We start from the raw sequence: 17,121 nt of genomic DNA, 5'->3' as shown, positions 1-17,121 counted from the left end.
AATCGGGAAGTGGAAAAAGTACCATTGCTAATTTGCTAACGAGATTTTATGATGTTCAAGAAGGAATTATAAAAATTGACGGTATTGACATTAAAGATATGAATTTGAAATCATTAAGAGATTTAATGGGATTGGTGACACAAGATTCTATTTTGTTTAATGATACTATCAAAGCCAATATCTCTTTGGGAAAACCCGAGGCAACCGATGACGAAATCATTGAAGCACTCAAAATTGCCAATGCTTATGAATTTGTCAAAGACTTACCCGAAGGTATTTATACCAATATTGGCGATAGTGGCAACAAACTTTCGGGTGGACAAAAACAAAGACTTTCAATTGCTCGAGCCGTTTTGAAAAATCCACCAATTATGATTTTGGATGAAGCTACATCGGCTTTGGATACCGAAAGTGAAAGATTGGTTCAAATAGCTTTGGAAAACATGATGCAAAACCGAACTTCCATAGTAATTGCGCATCGCCTTTCAACCATACAAAAAGCCGATACAATTGTGGTTATGCATAAAGGAAAAATTGTAGAACAAGGGACTCATGATGAGTTGTTAACCAAAAACGGAACTTATTCTAAATTGGTAACAATGCAGTCGTTTGACTAATACTATTTCAATGCAGAAATGGTATAAATATTATATAGGAAAATATTCTTGAACCAACCATTCTGTATCCAAAAGATTGACAACGTTATAATGAACTTTATCGTCTTTATCAAATTCACCATTTTTGTTAGTGTCTTCAATACTTCTAAAATACAAGCTGTTTTTTGCCTCAATAACTTTCCAATCAATTAATTCTTGAAAATCGGTAGAAAGTTTGGTTAGGTTTTTCCCCGAAATAGCACTGATGTAAATAGATTTTATATCGTTTGTGTCTAATTTATTGTCCTTATTAGAGTCAATATCTGTCAAAGTATAAACCAGTAGTTGCTTTTTCGATTTAGTAGCTATTGATTTTAAATAGGTTGCAGTGAGTATTAAAACTGGTTTATCTGTTAAAGCATAAATAGTATCCTGTCCAATTTCCTGAAATTTTAAATTTTTCAAAAAACCCGTAATTTGGAATTCGCCATAATTGGAAACTGTAAAACTATCCTCTGAATCATAAGAATATTTAAATCCCTTTTTTTCACCAGTTACTGTTCCAATAGGGTAAATCAAATAATTTGTTCCTTCCATATTAATGGGCAAATCGGCTACTTTAATTTGGGTTGTATCCATTTTTACAAGCACTTTTTCTTTAGTAGTAGTGTCATAAATCACTTTGGGTTTTTCTTTTTCTTGTTTTTTGCAACTGGAAAAAGAGAAAACGAAAGCTAACAAAATATATGGAAAATAATTTTTCATTTTGAAACTGTTTAAAAAGTATGTAATACTAAAATTTTAATAGGTAATTTATATTATCGTGCTATTTGTTTAATTAATTGCTAAATTTTGAGTTTACCATAAAATTTTTCTAAAGCCAAAAAGTAAATCAAATATATGATTTTTTTCTACAATCTTGCCGTCAATTTTATATTGAAAACGCGTGTGGTCATATAGTTTGGAATTCCGTATTGGTTTTTGGTATACACATCACGAACCCAAGTATTGGTAATGGCATTTTGGTTGTTGAACAAATTGAAAATCTCAAAACCAAGCGACAAATCTTGGAATTTCTTTATCCAATGTCCGTCTGGTCTTTCATTATTTTTTTCGGTAAAGACATACGAAAATCCAACATCGGCACGACGATAATCTCTCAAACGATTTTGATATTCGTAGGCATCAGCATAAGAAGGTGAACCACCAGGCAAACCTGTATTGTAAACTAAATTTAGATACAATTTCATATTGGGTAAATTGGGCATATAGTCTTGAAATAAAATGCCAAACTTTAATCGTTGGTCTGTTGGGCGAGCAATAAAACCTCTACCGTTTTGATTTTCTTCGGTTTTCATGTAACCAAAACTCAACCAAGACTCTGTTCCTGGTACAAATTCCCCGTTTAATCTCAAATCCAATCCATACGCATAAGCCGTTGCCTCATTATTAGCTCGGTAGCGAATTCTAACATTTTCTAACGTATACGTATTAACATCCGTCATCGTTTTATAATAGGCTTCCGAAACCAACTTAAACGGACGATTACTCATTTTGAAATTATAATCATTACTCAATACAAAATGTATGGATTGCTGGGCTTTTACATTTGGGTTTACAACGCCGTCGAAATCTCTTAGCTCACGATATAACGGTGGTTGATGATAAAATCCTAATGACAATCGGAATAACATGTCTTTGTCCCAATCGGGTTTTAATGCAAACTGTGTTCTTGGGCTAAAAACAGTTTGTGCCTTTCCTCCAGAAATGTCTCTACCAGAAACTATCCAGTGATGAAAACGAGCACCAGCAGTTATCCATAATTGACTATTGCCAAGTTTGGTTTTGGTATTCCACTGCGCAAAACCAGAAAATCTGTTGATATCGATAAAGTTTGTAGCTCTTACATTTTGATACGGAACTAAAGGTCCAACATAAGGGTTGTAGGGTTGGTCATTAGGAATATCAATAATTGGAGGATTGATAGAAAACCCAGCCGAGTCAATCACTTCCCATTCTACTATTCTATCTCTAATATTTTCGCGAGTATATTTGAAACCCCAATCGATTTGGTGCTTTTTGTTTTTCAAAAAATGAGTTCCTTTGATTTCTGCATTGATAAACATGGCATCTAAGTCATTTCGAGCGTGATTCAATTGAGTTCCAATGCCACGACTAAACGTTACTTCTCCTAATGTTTCAGAACCAATATTAGTGTCAACTTCTCCTAAAAAATAGGCAGCAAAAATATCAAAGTATTCTTGCTCTTGAGTGTGATATATTGAAGTAATTAGTTTAAACGTATTATTCTCATTGGCCATAAAAGAAGTTTTAAAACTGCCAAAAAGTGTTTGATATTGATCATTTTCCTGTCCATCATAAAAAATTTGCAACGCTATTGGTTCATCTATGGTTCCAAAATTAGTTTGTCGAGTCAATGGCTGATAATTATAGATGTTTTGAGAAGCATTCCCTAAAAAACTAAATTGCCATTTTTCATTGGGATTAAAATTTACAATGGTTTGGACATCAGCAAAGGTGGGTCTGAAATTGGTTTGCGTTTCTTGACTATTAACTAAAAGCGAGTTGTCACGATAGCGAACACCTGTAATATTTGACCATTTTTTGTTTTTAGAAATCATATCGGCAGTGATACTTCCACCAAGGAAACTGGCTTCGGCAGCAAGTGCAAATTTGGTTGGTTTACGATACGTAATATCCAAAACAGATGATAATTTATCACCATATTTAGCTTGAAATCCACCTGCAGAAAAATCGACATTCTGAACCATATCGGTATTGGTGAAACTCAATCCTTCTTGTTGTCCGGAACGAATTAAAAACGGACGATAGACTTCAATTTCATTAACATACACTAAATTTTCGTCATAATTTCCTCCACGAACAGCATATTGTGTGCTCAATTCACTATTGGAGTTTACACCTGCAAAAGTTTTTAAAACACTCTCAATTCCGGCATTGGCACTTGGATTTTTACGAATTACTTCGGGCTGAATAGTAGTAATTCCTTGCACTCTTTTTTTGTTATTGGTAATGACAACGTCATTCAATTGTTCTGCTTTGTCATTCATTACCACATTAAATTCAAAATTTTCTCCCGGTTTAAGTTGCACTGTAGCCGTTATGTTTTTTAAAGAAACATGAGTAAAAACTAATACAACCCTTTGATTAGCCGGAACCGTTAATTCATAAAACCCATCAGCATTAGTTGTTGCCGATTTTGTCTGGTAGCTTACATTAACATTCTCTACTGGTTTATTGTTTTCATCAAGCACAATTCCAGCAACTTTGGCGGTTTGATTTTGTGCAAAAGCGATAGTACTTATTGTAAAAAAAAGGAGCGTAAAAAGAAATTTATTTGTTCTCAAACTATAGAATTAAGGTTTTTGACTTCTAAAAAAATGTGTTTCAAAGATAGCAGAATTTCCAACATTATCAGTAACGACTATTTTTAAATCGTTTTTTCCTTCGGCAACAATACCATCGGTAAAACGATGAATTAATTTATTGGTTTTGCTTTCATATTCTAACAATATCCATTTTCCGTTGAGAAATCCATCATAGCTTTTGATGCCCGATAATTCATCTGAAATGGAAAATTGCAATACATTTTGTTTACTAATCCATTTGCCTTTGATAGTATTATCCATCTTAATCTTTGGCCCAACAGTATCTTTGACTAACTTATAGTTGCCTAAATATTTAGTGTAAATAGTAAACGAATTTTTAAATCTTTTAGTATTAATGTAGTTGATTTTTTTATCATTTATTGCACCAATAAACATTTTCTCTCTTTCTTTTTCAGAGGAAATGCTGTCTTCAAAAGTGATTTGAAAATTACTAAATGCTGGAACACTATCTTCATGAAGTTGCAAAACGCCATTTTTTACCTCAAAATTCATTTTAAAGTCCTCCAAAAAAGTATTTGCTGGAATAGTTACTGTCACATTCTCTTGAGCAAAAATATTATCATTTTTAGCTTTAACTAAATAAGTAGCGTTTGTTGGCTCTTCATATACTTTTGCTATTCGTGGAGAATATACTATGGGTACGTTTATTTTGGTTGTATTTTCTTGATAATCTGACACTTCAATTCTATAGCTTTGTGTTAAATCAGGTTTTAAAGAAACAGTACCGTTATGATTATCTGAATTGAGTATGCTTAATGGATATGGGTTTGTCATAAACAGTTTTTGAACGCGCTGTCCTGTTTCTTTATATTTCTTATAATCAATTAAAGCATTTACAAATCGGGTTTCATCAAAAGAAAAAGTGTCAAATTGATATTTAAAAGATGTTTTTCCATTTAAAAAAGTTTGCACTTTAAAAATACCATTGGCATTCCAAGAAACATTATCAAAATCAATCGTGGTGATACCAAAACCTATTTTACCGGTAGCAAGTATTTTTTCAGTTATATAACTTCCGTCCGGTTGAAGTGATAAATTAACAGAAAATGGTCTCTTTGATTGATTAACAATAGCATTTTCATCCAAAGGATACACCCATAAACTACTTATTATTGGTCGCTTATCATCAACAATAACCGTGTCAAAACCAAAAAACATTGGATTAATAATTTTTTCCGATTGTGTATCTCGAAATTCAAAATGCAAATGTGGCCCATCAGAACCACCAGTATTTCCAGAAATAGCAATGATATCGCTTTTCATAACCACCAAATCAGTTGGTTTTAGGTAAACATCTATTTCATAGGATTTTGCTTTGTATTGTTCCTTTTTAATCCATTTTTCAATTTCTCCATAACCTGATTGCAAATGACCATAAACTGTGGTAAACCCATTTGGATGAGTAACATATATTGCTTTTCCGTAACCTGAAACTGAAATTTTTATTCTTGATACATAGCCATTGGCAACAGCATAAACATTAAATCCCTCTTTTTTTTGGGTTTTAAAATCAAATCCTGAATGAAAATGATTGGGTCTTAATTCACCAAAATTTCCTGAAAGTTGCAAAGGAATATCTAAAGGAGAACGAAAGAAATCCTTTGGATATTGGTTTTGACCAAAAGCAAAAACAGCGAATAAATAAAATATAAAGAATTTTTTCATAATTAGTTGTTTTGGCTAAGATAATGAAAGTGAGTAAAAATTTACAATAAAAATTTCGCCTTTAACTCATTAAAATTCAATTTAATATAGACAGAAGTCAAATCAAGAATAAATAATTGACAAAAAAATTGCGAAAACAAAATAGAATCCTAACTTTGTAAAGTAAGTAATGAACAAAATATTTCATGAGTGAAATTGCAGAAATAATTAATTCTCTTGAAAATAGAATAGAAAAACTTTTTATAAAAATAGACAGTTTAGAAAAAAATTCTATAACATTAAAAACAGAATTAGATAAAGCTGCAGCAATAATAACAAAACAAACTGACGAAATTTCAAGATTGAATTCAGATTGTGAATCACTCAAAATAGCTAATTCATTATTAGGCGGTGAAGAAAATAAAAGAGATACAAAGCTTAAAATAAATTCATTAATTCGAGAGATAGATTATTGCATTGCGCAGTTATCAGACTAAAAATATGGAGGAAAAGCTTAAAATAAAATTATCAATTGCTGACAGAGTGTATCCGTTAACGGTAGAACTGTCTCAGGAAGAAGGGCTGCGAAGCGCTTCCAAAAAAATTGATGCTATGATTAAGCAATTCGAAGAAAACTATGCGGTTCGAGACAAGCAAGACGTATTAGCCATGTGTGCTTTACAGTTTGCTTCACAAGTAGAACAAAAGCAAGTGAGTAATGCCATAGATGGCTCTGAAACTCTGGAAAGATTGAAAAAAATTAATGATGTATTATTCGAGTATCTCGAAAAAAAATAACGTTCTTAACATAGAATTACAACACTGCCTACATTAGATTTTAATTGGTAAACTCAACACTAACAAATTAGAATGAGCAAATCGTCGTTACTAAAGCATGCTCCGCCACGGCGGAGAAACTTGACCAACGAGTTAGCTCAAAACTTGTCTTTTCGAGTTTATGCATTCACCTAATGTGGGCTTTTTTTATACATAAACACAAACAAAAAAAATGGAAATTATATTTATAATAATTGCGTTAATCGCAGGAGTTGGTGGAGGTTTTGGAATAGCAAAGTTCTTAGAGAAAAACAATACCTCCAACATGATTAAAAATGCAAAAAAAGAAGCATCTTCTATTTTAAGAGATGCTAATCTTGAAGCAGAAAACATCAAAAAAGATAAATTACTTCAAGCAAAAGAAAAATTTTTAGAACTAAAATCGGAACACGAAAAAGAGATATTAAACAAAGACAAAAGAATTGCAGAGGTAGAAAAGAGAACGCGTGATAAAGAGTCTCAGGTTTCAAATGAATTGGCTAAATCCAAAAAAGTAAATGACGATTTTGAAGCAAAAGCAACGGAATACAATGCTAAAATCGAATTATTAGATAAAAAACAACAAGAACTTGAAAAGCTCCACAAAAGCCAAGTTTTACAACTTGAGGTTATATCAGGTCTTTCGGCAGAAGACGCAAGAGAACAGTTGGTAGAAAGCTTAAAAGCAGAAGCCAAAACAAAAGCCATGTCTCATATTCAAGACACCATTGAAGAAGCAAAACTAACCGCACAACAAGAAGCCAAGAAAGTAATCATCAATACAATACAACGTGTTGGGACAGAAGAAGCGGTTGAGAATTGTGTTTCTGTTTTCAATATTGAATCAGATGATGTGAAAGGTAGAATTATTGGTCGTGAAGGAAGAAACATTCGTGCGCTAGAAGCGGCTACAGGGGTTGAAATTATTGTTGACGATACACCTGAGGCAATTATCTTGTCTTGTTTTGATCCTGTCAGAAGAGAAATCGCTCGTCTTTCATTACACAAACTAGTAACTGATGGACGTATTCACCCAGCAAGAATTGAAGAAGTTGTCGAAAAGACTACCAAACAAATAGATGATGAAATTGCAGAAGTTGGAAAACGTACTGTTATTGATTTAGGTATCCACGGTTTACATCCTGAGTTAATTAAAGTAGTTGGTAGAATGAAATACCGCTCCTCTTATGGACAAAATTTGTTGCAACACTCGCGCGAAGTTTCCAAACTTTGTGGAATTATGGCAGCTGAATTAGGACTCAATGTTAAACTAGCCAAACGTGCCGGTTTACTTCACGATATTGGAAAAGTACCCGATACCGAAAGCGATTTACCGCACGCATTACTTGGTATGCAATGGGCAGAAAAATTTGGTGAAAAAGAAGAAGTGTGCAACGCTATTGGAGCGCACCATGATGAAATTGAAATGAAGTATTTAATTTCTCCTATTATTCAAGTTTGTGATGCTATTTCGGGAGCTAGACCAGGAGCCAGACGTCAGGTTCTAGACTCCTACATTCAACGATTAAAAGACTTAGAAAATATTGCATTTGGATTTAATGGAGTTAAAAATGCGTATGCCATTCAAGCCGGGCGTGAACTACGCGTAATTGTAGAAAGCGAAAAAGTAAGCGATGAAAACGCTGCTAAACTTTCTTTTGAAATTTCTCAAAAAATTCAAACCGAAATGACCTATCCTGGTCAAGTAAAAATTACAGTTATAAGAGAAACAAGGGCGGTGAATATCGCTAAGTAAATCATATAGATTTAAAAGTAAAGAGGCGATCAAATGGTCGCCTCTTTTTTATAATGCAAATATTGACTTTATTGCATCACTTGTCATGGGTTTTAAATAGTAATTTGTGATTTCATCATCAAATTCTTTAGCTTTATTTCTATCCATTGTGTTATCAGAGGAACTAATAACATAAATGCTAATTTCTTTTTTAATAAATTCTTTTAGCTTTTTAAATTCTTCTAGAAACTGCCACCCGTCAAGCACTGGCATGTTAATATCTAGTAAAATCAAATCGGGCTGATTTTCATCTTTGTCGAGGTTGTGTTTAATGCCATCTAAAGCATCTTGACCATTTTCGAAAAAGGATGGGCTAACTTCAATATTATTACTTATGAACAACTTTTTGATTAAGAAGTGGTAAATTTTATCATCATCCACTACGAATACATTATTAAATTTCATTTTTTAAATAGATTTGAGGGTTTTTTTATTCTTTTGACAATACAAAAATAATAAAAAAATCGACAAACTACTCTTTTCTCGGATGAAATGTATGTAATATTTGTGTTAAATGTTTTCTGTCCAAATGAACATAGATTTCAGTAGTAGTAATTGACTCATGTCCAAGCATCATTTGAATGGAACGCAAATCGGCACCATTTTCTAATAAATGTGTTGCAAATGAGTGGCGTAAGGTGTGCGGACTAATATTTTTTGAAAGATTAATTTTAACCGCCAAGGTTTTAATAATGGTAAAAATCATCGCTCTTGTCAATTGCTTTCCTCTTCTGTTTAGAAACAAAGTATCTTCAAAACCTTTACCAATATTCAAATGCGTTCGAATATTATTTTTATAAAGCTCAATGTATTTTTGGGTAGATTTTGCTACAGGGACAAATCGCTGTTTATTGCCTTTTCCAGTAATTTTTATAAAACCTTCCTCAAAAAACAAATCCGAAATTTTTAATGTTATTAATTCCGTAACTCTGAGTCCACAACTATAAAGCGTTTCTAGAATGGCTCTGTTGCGTTCTCCTTCATCAGTTGACAAATCGATTGCAGCAATCAAATCATCAATCTCATCAACAGAGAGTGTATCGGGAAGTTTTCGTCCAATTTTTGGAGATTCTATTAATTCCATGGGATTATCAGCTCGGTAATCTTCAAATATCAAATAGGTAAAAAAACTTTTTAAGCCCGAGATAATCCTTGCTTGAGAACGCCCATTCACTTCTTTGGAAACAGCATAAATAAACTGTTGAATGGTTTCTTCTGTAATCTTCTCAGGGGAAATGGTAATAGCATTTTCATTCAAAAAAAGACACAATCGTTCTAAATCAAAGGTATAATTGGCCATAGTGTTCTTTGATAACCCTCGCTCTATTTTTAAATAGGATTGAAAACTTTTGATGTAATTATTCCAATTCATATGGTAAAGTAACGAAATGACATTTAACTAAAGATATATTATTGGATAAAATATTATAATTTATTTTTTAGTATCTCTTTATAAATGGCAATTTCTTTTTTTAAATCTTTGATTTCATCAGCTTGTTTTTCAATGGTTTGTTGAAAGCTTGTTTTCTTGGCGTTTTGGATGTTTTCGGGAAGGTTTTCGATTAAATCGGCGAATAGATTATGCTCAATAGCTATGCTTATTTTCCAAATGATTTTTGTTTGAAGGGTTGGTTGTTCAAAGTAACCATTGATAACAGGTTGTTTGATATTTATTCTTCGGCATACTTCGGCGAAGGTTAGTTTTTTTTCTAGTATTCTTTGTTTGATTAAAGAACCCATGTGTGGAAGTGTTTTCATTGTTATAAAATTTATGATATAGCTAAAATAAATTATTATAATCAAAATATAAAATATTTTAACCCTAAAATATTTTATTATAAACCTATTAAAAATTATTTAAACACTAAACAAAATAAAATTTATACTAATTATAATTATTATTTAACTAATAAATTATATTTTAACCCTAAGCGAATTTATATTAACCCTTACTATAAAGCATTTAACCCTAAATAATAGGTATAAAAAAACCACCCAATTTGAGTGGTTTAATAAAAATCTCAATGAAACAAATTTATAATTTAATTACAGCACCTAAATTAAATGATCCATATACATTTTTTAAACTTGTATCCCCAGAATCATCAATTCCTGTTAAGCCAGTCATTCCTTGGTAATCAATTAAAATACTAAATTTTTCATTTACAAATATTTTATATCCAATACCATAATTTAAACCAACTTGAGTTGCTACTACTAGATCTTTAATATCATTACCATCAAATTTAGCAGACATTACAAAACCAATACTTGGCCCAAAATTTAAATTCCATTTTCTTGTACTTCCAAAATGCCAATTCGCATTAACTGGTAAGGTTAAATAGTTAATTTTCTCTTTAAAACCACCGCCAAGGTCGGAACCCATAGGTTGATATAATAAACCTGAACGCAAACTCCATCTATCATTAAAAAAATAATCAGCACCTAATCCAAAAGCTACACCTCCGAGTGAATTGTTGTTGAGGTTATTTTCTCCATAATAATTTGCTGTAGCATAACCTATTTGTGGTGCTAACTCAATTGTACCTTTTTCTCTTTGTTGTGCATTAGCAAACGATAAAACGAATACTGCAGCTACTGTTAAAATAATTTTTTTTATGTTTTATTTAATTTTAAAATTAGTGGTGCAAATGTAGTAAATTTTTTAAATATGCAAATACTTTATTTATCGTAAATAAAAAAACCTCTCATTTCTGAGAAGTTATTTTATATTGAAGTAAAGTATTATAATTTAAAAACAACACCAGTATTAAATGAACCAAAGCTATTCATAGTAGAAAATTCAGATGCTTTAATAATATCTGTAAGTCCAGCCACTATTTGATAATCTATAAGAATACTGATTTTTGGAGAAACCTCGGTTTTATATCCAATACCAATGTTGTCCTAAATAAATTTTAGTTTTTACAAATTTATTTAGGGCAATATTGATTTTTTCACAATATTTATAATTTTACAGTTAAAATTCGATTGTCTGATCAACTACAAGAACTCTTGACGATTCTACGTCACGCAGTTTATATTGTATTTGTCTTGTTTTTCCTGTTGGGTTACTATTTGTATCGCCTTCATTGTATATTGGAAATCGTTGGGCAAGAATACCTTCTACAATAGCAAAATCATCGTGTCCCATATAACCTTTGCTTAATTTTGGAATGTCAGTTACATTAGGAATGCTGATATCGCTAACTGATTTTCCGTTATTAACTGAAAAACCATAGGCCTTTCCATAACTTCCACTACCATCGGAATTAGTATATATAAATACTTCAGGAAAAGTATCGCTATTCAAATCTCCAATTTCGGCATTTGTAACTGTTCCTTCAATTTCTCTTATAATTGGATTGTTATCTATTGACAAACCCGAAGGTGTAATTGTCATTTGATTTCCTGTAACCGAAATTTTAAAGGATATTTTGTTTAAGCTTAATTCCTTCGTGAAACTAGGAACTGTATCTGTTTTTATTTCTTTTGTAGCTATAGAATCAGCTTTAGAAGTATTTGGTTCTAATTCGTTTTTCTTTCCACAAGAACTGATTACGAAGGCAATTGATAACATTAAAAATACTTTTTTCATAATTGATTGAATTTTTGTTTTTATACTTAGTTTTTTTGTTAATATTTGATATACTAATTATTATTATTTGTAATTAATTGAATATTTATATCTTTTTGAAGGAAAGGGATTAAATCTTATATTCTTTAAACTTGATATCAATAGCTTTAAGAACATCACTCTTCACTTCCATAGCTATTTCAAAATGTTCAACCCAGAACTTAACAACGAAATCAATAGTTCTTTCATTAAAATTAATTACTTGAATACTATTATGAGATGTTTTTAGTATTTGATCATTATTATCTAAAATATCATTCAGTACTTGGTCAACAAGTGACAAATCAGTTCCTTTAGACACACTCAAATTAAAATCTATTCTTCTTCTGCTTTTTCCTAAGGTCCAATTAATTAAATTATTATTTAATAAATTTCCATTAGGAATAATAACATCAGAACCTTGCCAAGTACTTATTACGCTGCTTCTAATTCCTATTGATTTCATTTTTCCACTTTGTCCACCAACCTCTACAACATCATCTAGATTAACTGGTTTTTCAAATGCTATAATAAGACCACTTACTAAATCGTTAATTACTGTTTGAAGTCCAAAACCAATACCAACACCCAAAGCACTTAGGACTAAAGCTAATTTATCGATAGGAAACCCTGCCGAAGCAAATGCGATAACTATTCCTAGTGAAATAATAGCGATTTTGATGAGTAGCAACCAACTTCCTACTCCTGATTTTCTGTTGTTTTTTATCGCAGTCCTTGTTTCTGTTGTTAAAAAAGAAACAATACTAGAAAGAAATCCTGAAATGAATAAAACAACAAAGAATACAAAAATATTTTCATAGGTAAAAGTGAATTCACCAAAAGTTTGTGGTTTATAAAAAGCTTTTTTAAATGGTGCAGTAAAGGTTTGAAAAGAATATGAATTTCGACTGGTAAGTATAAACCAACCTACAAACAGTAAAACATAGGTAAGCACTCCTGTTTTTTTATTTGGGTTCAATACTAAGTTTTCTCTTTCTTTATCTGTTTCTTTAAGGTAATAGGAAAGTATTTTGATATCACCAATCAAATAATAAGTCCAAACCATCAAATAGGCAATTATAACCGTAAAAAAACCATTTGTCATAAACATTTTTGCATTATTATATTGGTCTGTTAGTATACAATAAAATGAAATAATTTCAAATATGATTAATACTATAACTGATGCAAAAATTGTTTTTTCTACAAAACTTCTACCTTGTTCCCTGCTATTAATGAGGAGAAACAAACCTAAAATAAATCCACTGATATTCATGAATACAATAAAATTTTCCTCAGCTACGGAATAACGAAGCAATAAATTATCGAATACTGCCACTATTGCAAAAAGCAAAATAACCAACCAAACTCTAAACCAATATTTAGATACTGATTTTCGCAACAAGAAGGTCAATGCAAATGCACTAATCATCCAAAGAAAACTAGAGAAAATAAAAGGTGGCAATTGTAAAATGAATTGATAAATTGTAAATACAATTACTAATGAAGCAGCGACTGGATGTTCAAATAGTTGCTTTGGATATTGCAAATCATTATAAAGGTTGGTATCAATATATTTCCTTTTTAAAACTTTTAAAAATACAATCAATGCTATTACAAATAGCATCATTATAATAATATTGTGACTATAATTAACATAATAATATATTAATACCAACATGCCTTTACCAAAAGAATAACTTATATTTTCTTGAAAAGATATATCCTTGTGGTTTTTATCAATGTTAGCTTTATTAAAATCTTTTATATTGTCATAAATGGCTTTACGTTCACTATTAATATAAGCAATATCCTTTTTTAAACTGTATTTAAAAAGGTTACCCATTACTTGCAGTTTTTGAATACTGTCTTGGGCATTTTTGATATTAACATTAACAGATTTTAGGTCTTTTGACATAAAAACAAATCGCTGATAATAATTTATTTTGGAGATTGAATCTAAGGGTACTATATATAACTTTTTGTTTGATGTTAATGAATCTAATCGTCTTTGAAAAGTGCTTAATGATTGATTACTTTCATCAATAACAATTAATCTTTCATCGGTGCGCTTTGACAATTCTTGTAATAAAAGGTAAGTTGTAGAAAGATTTCTTATAGTTTGCTTTTTATCCCTTTTGTTGGTAATTCCTTCGAGTGATTCGTCTTTTAATTTTATAAGCAAATCTAGTTCAGCAGTAAAATTTTTATAATCAACACCCTCTTTAAGGAGAAAATTGGCCTTTTGTATTTCAGAAATGATTAGATTGAAATTATTATTCTGCCATTGTGTAATTCTATTATTATTCAGTTGAAGCTTACCTTCTTTAAGCTCTTCAGTAGCCATTTTAGCAATGTAATTGTCTAAAACAGCTAAAGAGTTTTTATTTTTTTTTCCTAATGTATCTTCTTTAGCAGAAGTGGTATCTTTTATAGCTTTATTTTGTGCAGTTGAAATGGCAGAAACGATTAAAAAAAGTAATACAAAAAGGTTTAATACACTTTTAGTAGAATATTTAAGAAAGAATGGGATAGGTTTCATTTTTTAAATATAAATTTACAAAACAATGACTTGTAAAGATAGCCCTTTGTTAGCTTTTAATTAATTGATTACAAAGATAAATAAATAAAAATAATTTTACAATTTACAAAAGAAACATATTTAACAATTGTTAAATTTATTAAATATCAATTACAGTTGAAATATCGTAAATAAAAAAACCACTCGATTTGAGTGGTTTATTTATTTTGAAGTAAAGTATTATAATGTAAACAACACCTGAATTAAATGAACCAAAGCTATTCAAATGTAGTATATTTTTTTAATATGCAAATACCTTATTAAAAAATATATCCTAAAGATAATTGAATTACTCTATTAGTTACTTCGGCTTCTTTATTAGCTTGGGTTAGCCCAAGAACATAACGACCTTGAACAAAAAAATGTTCAGTTATATTGTATCCTAAACCTCCAGCAACTGCAAAATCAAAAGATTCCCCTTCGAATTGATCTGATACATTTTGATTTATTAAAAATGAAAACTGTGGTCCTGCTTCTAAACTAAATTTTTTACTCACTAAATAAAATTTAGCCATTACGGGAACAGTAATATAATTGTAATTGATGTCTTCTACAGCGGCTTCATCAAATTTTGCTCCTTGTGATGAATACAAAAGTTCCGGTTGCACGGATAAATTTTCCAATAAGCTAATTTCTACTAAACCTCCAAAATGGAAACTTGTATACTTAGAGCTTTCAATATTATCACCTTCAAGACTAGAAAAATTTGCTCCTCCTTTTAGTCCAAACTTAAACATTTGTGCATTTACAGAGTATGCACTTAATAAAACAATAAATAAAATAGATAATTTTTTCATAAATAAAATTTTTAAAATTAGTATGGAACAAATTTATAGTATTCAATTCCAAAAGAAGTGTTTCCCTATTTCAGTTATCAACAAAATTATCAACAATTTTTTCTGATATTTTTACTCAGAATGTTTTTTACTTTTTGATACATTTTTATAGTTTCATTTGATTGTATAAAAAAACCGCCTCAGTTTTGAGACGGCTTCCTATATTCAATCAAACAATTAAATTACCATTTGTATAATAATCCAAACTGCGGTTGAGCGAAGATATTGTTAAACAAATTTACATTTACATTTAAATCACTAGAATTTGAACCATTTTCAGGATTTGTATTATTGTAACTTAAAATGTTTGCCAATTTAAATGTAGCTGCCCAATGAGAAGTGAAAAAATAATTTATCCCTAAATCAATATTAGCATTCAAAGCGCTAGTAGTAGATTTACTTCCGCCATTTGGTTCTTCTGTTAGAGCAGAATATCCTAAACCTAATTCTCCAAAAGCTTGAAAAGCTTTGTCAGCTCCTAAAGACAAAAAATAGTTACGAGCAAAAACTCCAATTCCAAAAGCTCCACTTTTATCACCATTGGCTTGTTTAGCACCAGAAAAATCAAGTTTCCCTCCGATACCCCATTTATTGTCAATCATATATCCAATTTTTGGATTGAAAGCCCAACTATCAACTAGATCTCCAGATCTAAAACTGAAACTACCTTCAGCCCACATATCTCCTTTAGAGAAGCCCTTTACGTTTTTCGCATCATCTTGTGCATTAGCAAACGATAAAACGAATACTGCTGCAACTGTTAAAATAATTTTTTTCATGTTTTGTTTTGTTTTAAATTAATACCCTCAAAGTTAAAAGTTAAGTTTATTATGAAATAGAACAAACTTTATAGTTATTAACAATGTTATTAATAATTAAAAGCGTATAAGTGTTTTATTTTTAATAAATTAGAACCCTAATTAACTATAGTTTATATTTTATTAATTCTATTATGAAACATATTAAAATTAAATAATCTAAATAAATCTACACAAAAATTTGCGAGAGTTAAATAAAAATTACAATATTACATTCAATTAAAATTTTAAAACAAAACAAAAATGAAAAAAGCACTTATTTTATTCTTTACAATATTATTTATCAGCAGTGCACAAGCACAAATGGTAGAATTTGGTTTAAAAGGTGGAGTAAACTTTTCTAACCTTAAAGGAGATGGTTTCGATAGCTCAAATTACACAAGCTTTCATTTTGGGGCTATTGTTGAATTAAAACTTCTTGAAAACCTGTCCATTCAACCTGAATTGTTGTATTCTTCTCAAGGTGCAAAAATAGATGTAGCTGGTTTTGAAGACATTAATTACAATTATATCACAGTACCGGTATTGGCAAAATTTTATTTAACAAGCAAAAAGTTAAGCTTGGAAGCTGGTCCACAATTTGCTTTCTTGATAAATGAAAATGTTGAAGACCAGTTTGAAGGAGAAACTTTTGATTTTGCAGCTGTTGCGGGTTTGGGTTATAACATTACCGATCACTTTTTTATACAAGGCAGATACGTTTTAGGGCTAACAGAAGTTAGCAATGATGCTGATGTTACCAATAGAGTTATTCAACTTTCTGTGGGTTATAAGTTTTAGGTTAAGAAATAAATTCATTTAAATCATGAAACCGTTGTCTATATGATAACGGTTTTTTATTTTTAGCTAAAAATACTCTTCATGAAAATCATTATCATCAACGGTCCAAACCTCAACCTTTTGGGCAAACGCGAACCTGAAATTTATGGCAACATTACTTTTGAAGATTACTTTAAAGTACTAAAACAAAGATTCAGTTATTTAAACA

Annotated in this window: 17 protein-coding genes; 6 read left to right on the top strand and 11 right to left on the bottom strand. The window is 30.5% G+C overall.

Annotated elements, in window-relative coordinates; translation table 11 throughout:
* On the top strand, positions 1–617 hold a 617-nt coding region (locus tag ACK5ON_RS02750), incomplete at its 5' end, for an ABC transporter ATP-binding protein (protein ID WP_409819662.1).
* A 30-nt stretch (positions 618–647) separates the two neighbouring features.
* Here ACK5ON_RS02750 and ACK5ON_RS02745 read toward each other — a convergent pair.
* The 3 genes from ACK5ON_RS02745 to ACK5ON_RS02735 all read right to left on the bottom strand — a co-directional run bounded on the left by ACK5ON_RS02745 (position 648) and on the right by ACK5ON_RS02735 (position 5,692).
* Positions 648–1,361: a hypothetical protein gene (locus tag ACK5ON_RS02745; protein ID WP_409819659.1), complete on the bottom strand. Its 714-nt coding sequence runs from the start codon at positions 1,359–1,361 to the stop codon at positions 648–650.
* A gap of 146 nt (positions 1,362–1,507) precedes the next feature.
* Positions 1,508–3,985 carry a carboxypeptidase-like regulatory domain-containing protein gene (locus ACK5ON_RS02740; protein ID WP_396173648.1) on the bottom strand — a complete coding sequence of 826 codons (2,478 nt, stop codon included), beginning with the start codon at positions 3,983–3,985 and terminating at the stop codon, positions 1,508–1,510.
* Between the two features lie 9 nt (positions 3,986–3,994).
* Entirely contained in the window at positions 3,995–5,692 is a 1,698-nt protein-coding gene (locus ACK5ON_RS02735; RefSeq protein ID WP_409819657.1) for a M23 family metallopeptidase, read from the bottom strand.
* A 185-nt stretch (positions 5,693–5,877) separates the two neighbouring features.
* Between ACK5ON_RS02735 and ACK5ON_RS02730 the strand changes: the two genes are divergently transcribed.
* The 3 genes from ACK5ON_RS02730 (at position 5,878) to rny (ending at position 8,243) form a co-directional block, all read left to right on the top strand.
* Positions 5,878–6,168 (top strand): hypothetical protein, encoded by a 291-nt coding sequence (locus tag ACK5ON_RS02730; protein ID WP_396173653.1) that lies wholly within the window; start codon positions 5,878–5,880, stop codon positions 6,166–6,168.
* A gap of 4 nt (positions 6,169–6,172) precedes the next feature.
* Entirely contained in the window at positions 6,173–6,469 is a 297-nt protein-coding gene (locus ACK5ON_RS02725) for a cell division protein ZapA (RefSeq protein ID WP_396173655.1), read from the top strand.
* 211 nt (positions 6,470–6,680) lie between these two features.
* Positions 6,681–8,243 carry a ribonuclease Y gene (gene rny / locus ACK5ON_RS02720; RefSeq protein WP_409819653.1) on the top strand — a complete coding sequence of 521 codons (1,563 nt, stop codon included), beginning with the start codon at positions 6,681–6,683 and terminating at the stop codon, positions 8,241–8,243.
* A 48-nt stretch (positions 8,244–8,291) separates the two neighbouring features.
* Here rny and ACK5ON_RS02715 read toward each other — a convergent pair whose 3' ends face one another.
* From ACK5ON_RS02715 to ACK5ON_RS02680, 8 genes are all read right to left on the bottom strand, one after another.
* A complete protein-coding gene (locus ACK5ON_RS02715; protein ID WP_396173658.1) occupies positions 8,292–8,687 on the bottom strand; it encodes a two-component system response regulator in 396 nt (131 codons plus the stop codon).
* 67 nt (positions 8,688–8,754) lie between these two features.
* Positions 8,755–9,654 (bottom strand): site-specific tyrosine recombinase XerD, encoded by a 900-nt coding sequence (gene xerD / locus ACK5ON_RS02710; protein ID WP_409819649.1) that lies wholly within the window; start codon positions 9,652–9,654, stop codon positions 8,755–8,757.
* Between the two features lie 53 nt (positions 9,655–9,707).
* Entirely contained in the window at positions 9,708–10,040 is a 333-nt protein-coding gene (locus tag ACK5ON_RS02705; protein ID WP_409819648.1) for a hypothetical protein, read from the bottom strand.
* A gap of 277 nt (positions 10,041–10,317) precedes the next feature.
* A complete protein-coding gene (locus tag ACK5ON_RS02700; protein WP_409819666.1) occupies positions 10,318–10,890 on the bottom strand; it encodes an outer membrane beta-barrel protein in 573 nt (190 codons plus the stop codon).
* 372 nt (positions 10,891–11,262) lie between these two features.
* Positions 11,263–11,880 carry a PliI family lysozyme inhibitor of I-type lysozyme gene (locus ACK5ON_RS02695; RefSeq protein ID WP_409819646.1) on the bottom strand — a complete coding sequence of 206 codons (618 nt, stop codon included), beginning with the start codon at positions 11,878–11,880 and terminating at the stop codon, positions 11,263–11,265.
* A 109-nt stretch (positions 11,881–11,989) separates the two neighbouring features.
* Entirely contained in the window at positions 11,990–14,440 is a 2,451-nt protein-coding gene (locus ACK5ON_RS02690; RefSeq protein WP_409819644.1) for a mechanosensitive ion channel family protein, read from the bottom strand.
* 299 nt (positions 14,441–14,739) lie between these two features.
* Positions 14,740–15,276 (bottom strand): porin family protein, encoded by a 537-nt coding sequence (locus ACK5ON_RS02685; protein ID WP_409819642.1) that lies wholly within the window; start codon positions 15,274–15,276, stop codon positions 14,740–14,742.
* 221 nt (positions 15,277–15,497) lie between these two features.
* Positions 15,498–16,094, bottom strand: a complete 597-nt coding sequence (locus tag ACK5ON_RS02680; protein ID WP_409819639.1) for an outer membrane beta-barrel protein — start codon at positions 16,092–16,094, stop codon at positions 15,498–15,500.
* 282 nt (positions 16,095–16,376) lie between these two features.
* On the opposite strand from ACK5ON_RS02680, the gene ACK5ON_RS02675 reads away from it, so the two are divergent.
* Both ACK5ON_RS02675 and ACK5ON_RS02670 read left to right on the top strand, forming a co-directional pair.
* Positions 16,377–16,913, top strand: a complete 537-nt coding sequence (locus ACK5ON_RS02675) for a porin family protein (protein ID WP_409819635.1) — start codon at positions 16,377–16,379, stop codon at positions 16,911–16,913.
* Between the two features lie 81 nt (positions 16,914–16,994).
* The coding region (locus ACK5ON_RS02670) for a type II 3-dehydroquinate dehydratase (RefSeq protein WP_409819664.1) at positions 16,995–17,121 on the top strand (127 nt) is incomplete at its 3' end.

Source organism: Flavobacterium sp. (assembly GCF_046317795.1).
Taxonomy (GTDB): domain Bacteria; phylum Bacteroidota; class Bacteroidia; order Flavobacteriales; family Flavobacteriaceae; genus Flavobacterium.
The sequence above is the reverse complement of the archived record's forward strand: the minus strand, read 5'-3'. Positions and strand labels throughout refer to the sequence as shown.

What these genes read in the sequence shown, in the direction of transcription:
- ACK5ON_RS02680 (WP_409819639.1), bottom strand. Translation starts at nt 16,094, where the DNA reads ATGAAAAAAATTATTTTAACAGTTGCAGCAGTATTCGTTTTATCGTTT.
- ACK5ON_RS02735 (WP_409819657.1), bottom strand. Translation starts at nt 5,692, where the DNA reads ATGAAAAAATTCTTTATATTTTATTTATTCGCTGTTTTTGCTTTTGGT.
- rny (WP_409819653.1), top strand. Translation starts at nt 6,681, where the DNA reads ATGGAAATTATATTTATAATAATTGCGTTAATCGCAGGAGTTGGTGGA.
- ACK5ON_RS02705 (WP_409819648.1), bottom strand. Translation starts at nt 10,040, where the DNA reads ATGAAAACACTTCCACACATGGGTTCTTTAATCAAACAAAGAATACTA.
- ACK5ON_RS02715 (WP_396173658.1), bottom strand. Translation starts at nt 8,687, where the DNA reads ATGAAATTTAATAATGTATTCGTAGTGGATGATGATAAAATTTACCAC.
- ACK5ON_RS02730 (WP_396173653.1), top strand. Translation starts at nt 5,878, where the DNA reads ATGAGTGAAATTGCAGAAATAATTAATTCTCTTGAAAATAGAATAGAA.
- xerD (WP_409819649.1), bottom strand. Translation starts at nt 9,654, where the DNA reads ATGAATTGGAATAATTACATCAAAAGTTTTCAATCCTATTTAAAAATA.
- ACK5ON_RS02675 (WP_409819635.1), top strand. Translation starts at nt 16,377, where the DNA reads ATGAAAAAAGCACTTATTTTATTCTTTACAATATTATTTATCAGCAGT.
- ACK5ON_RS02690 (WP_409819644.1), bottom strand. Translation starts at nt 14,440, where the DNA reads ATGAAACCTATCCCATTCTTTCTTAAATATTCTACTAAAAGTGTATTA.
- ACK5ON_RS02685 (WP_409819642.1), bottom strand. Translation starts at nt 15,276, where the DNA reads ATGAAAAAATTATCTATTTTATTTATTGTTTTATTAAGTGCATACTCT.
- ACK5ON_RS02745 (WP_409819659.1), bottom strand. Translation starts at nt 1,361, where the DNA reads ATGAAAAATTATTTTCCATATATTTTGTTAGCTTTCGTTTTCTCTTTT.
- ACK5ON_RS02695 (WP_409819646.1), bottom strand. Translation starts at nt 11,880, where the DNA reads ATGAAAAAAGTATTTTTAATGTTATCAATTGCCTTCGTAATCAGTTCT.
- ACK5ON_RS02725 (WP_396173655.1), top strand. Translation starts at nt 6,173, where the DNA reads ATGGAGGAAAAGCTTAAAATAAAATTATCAATTGCTGACAGAGTGTAT.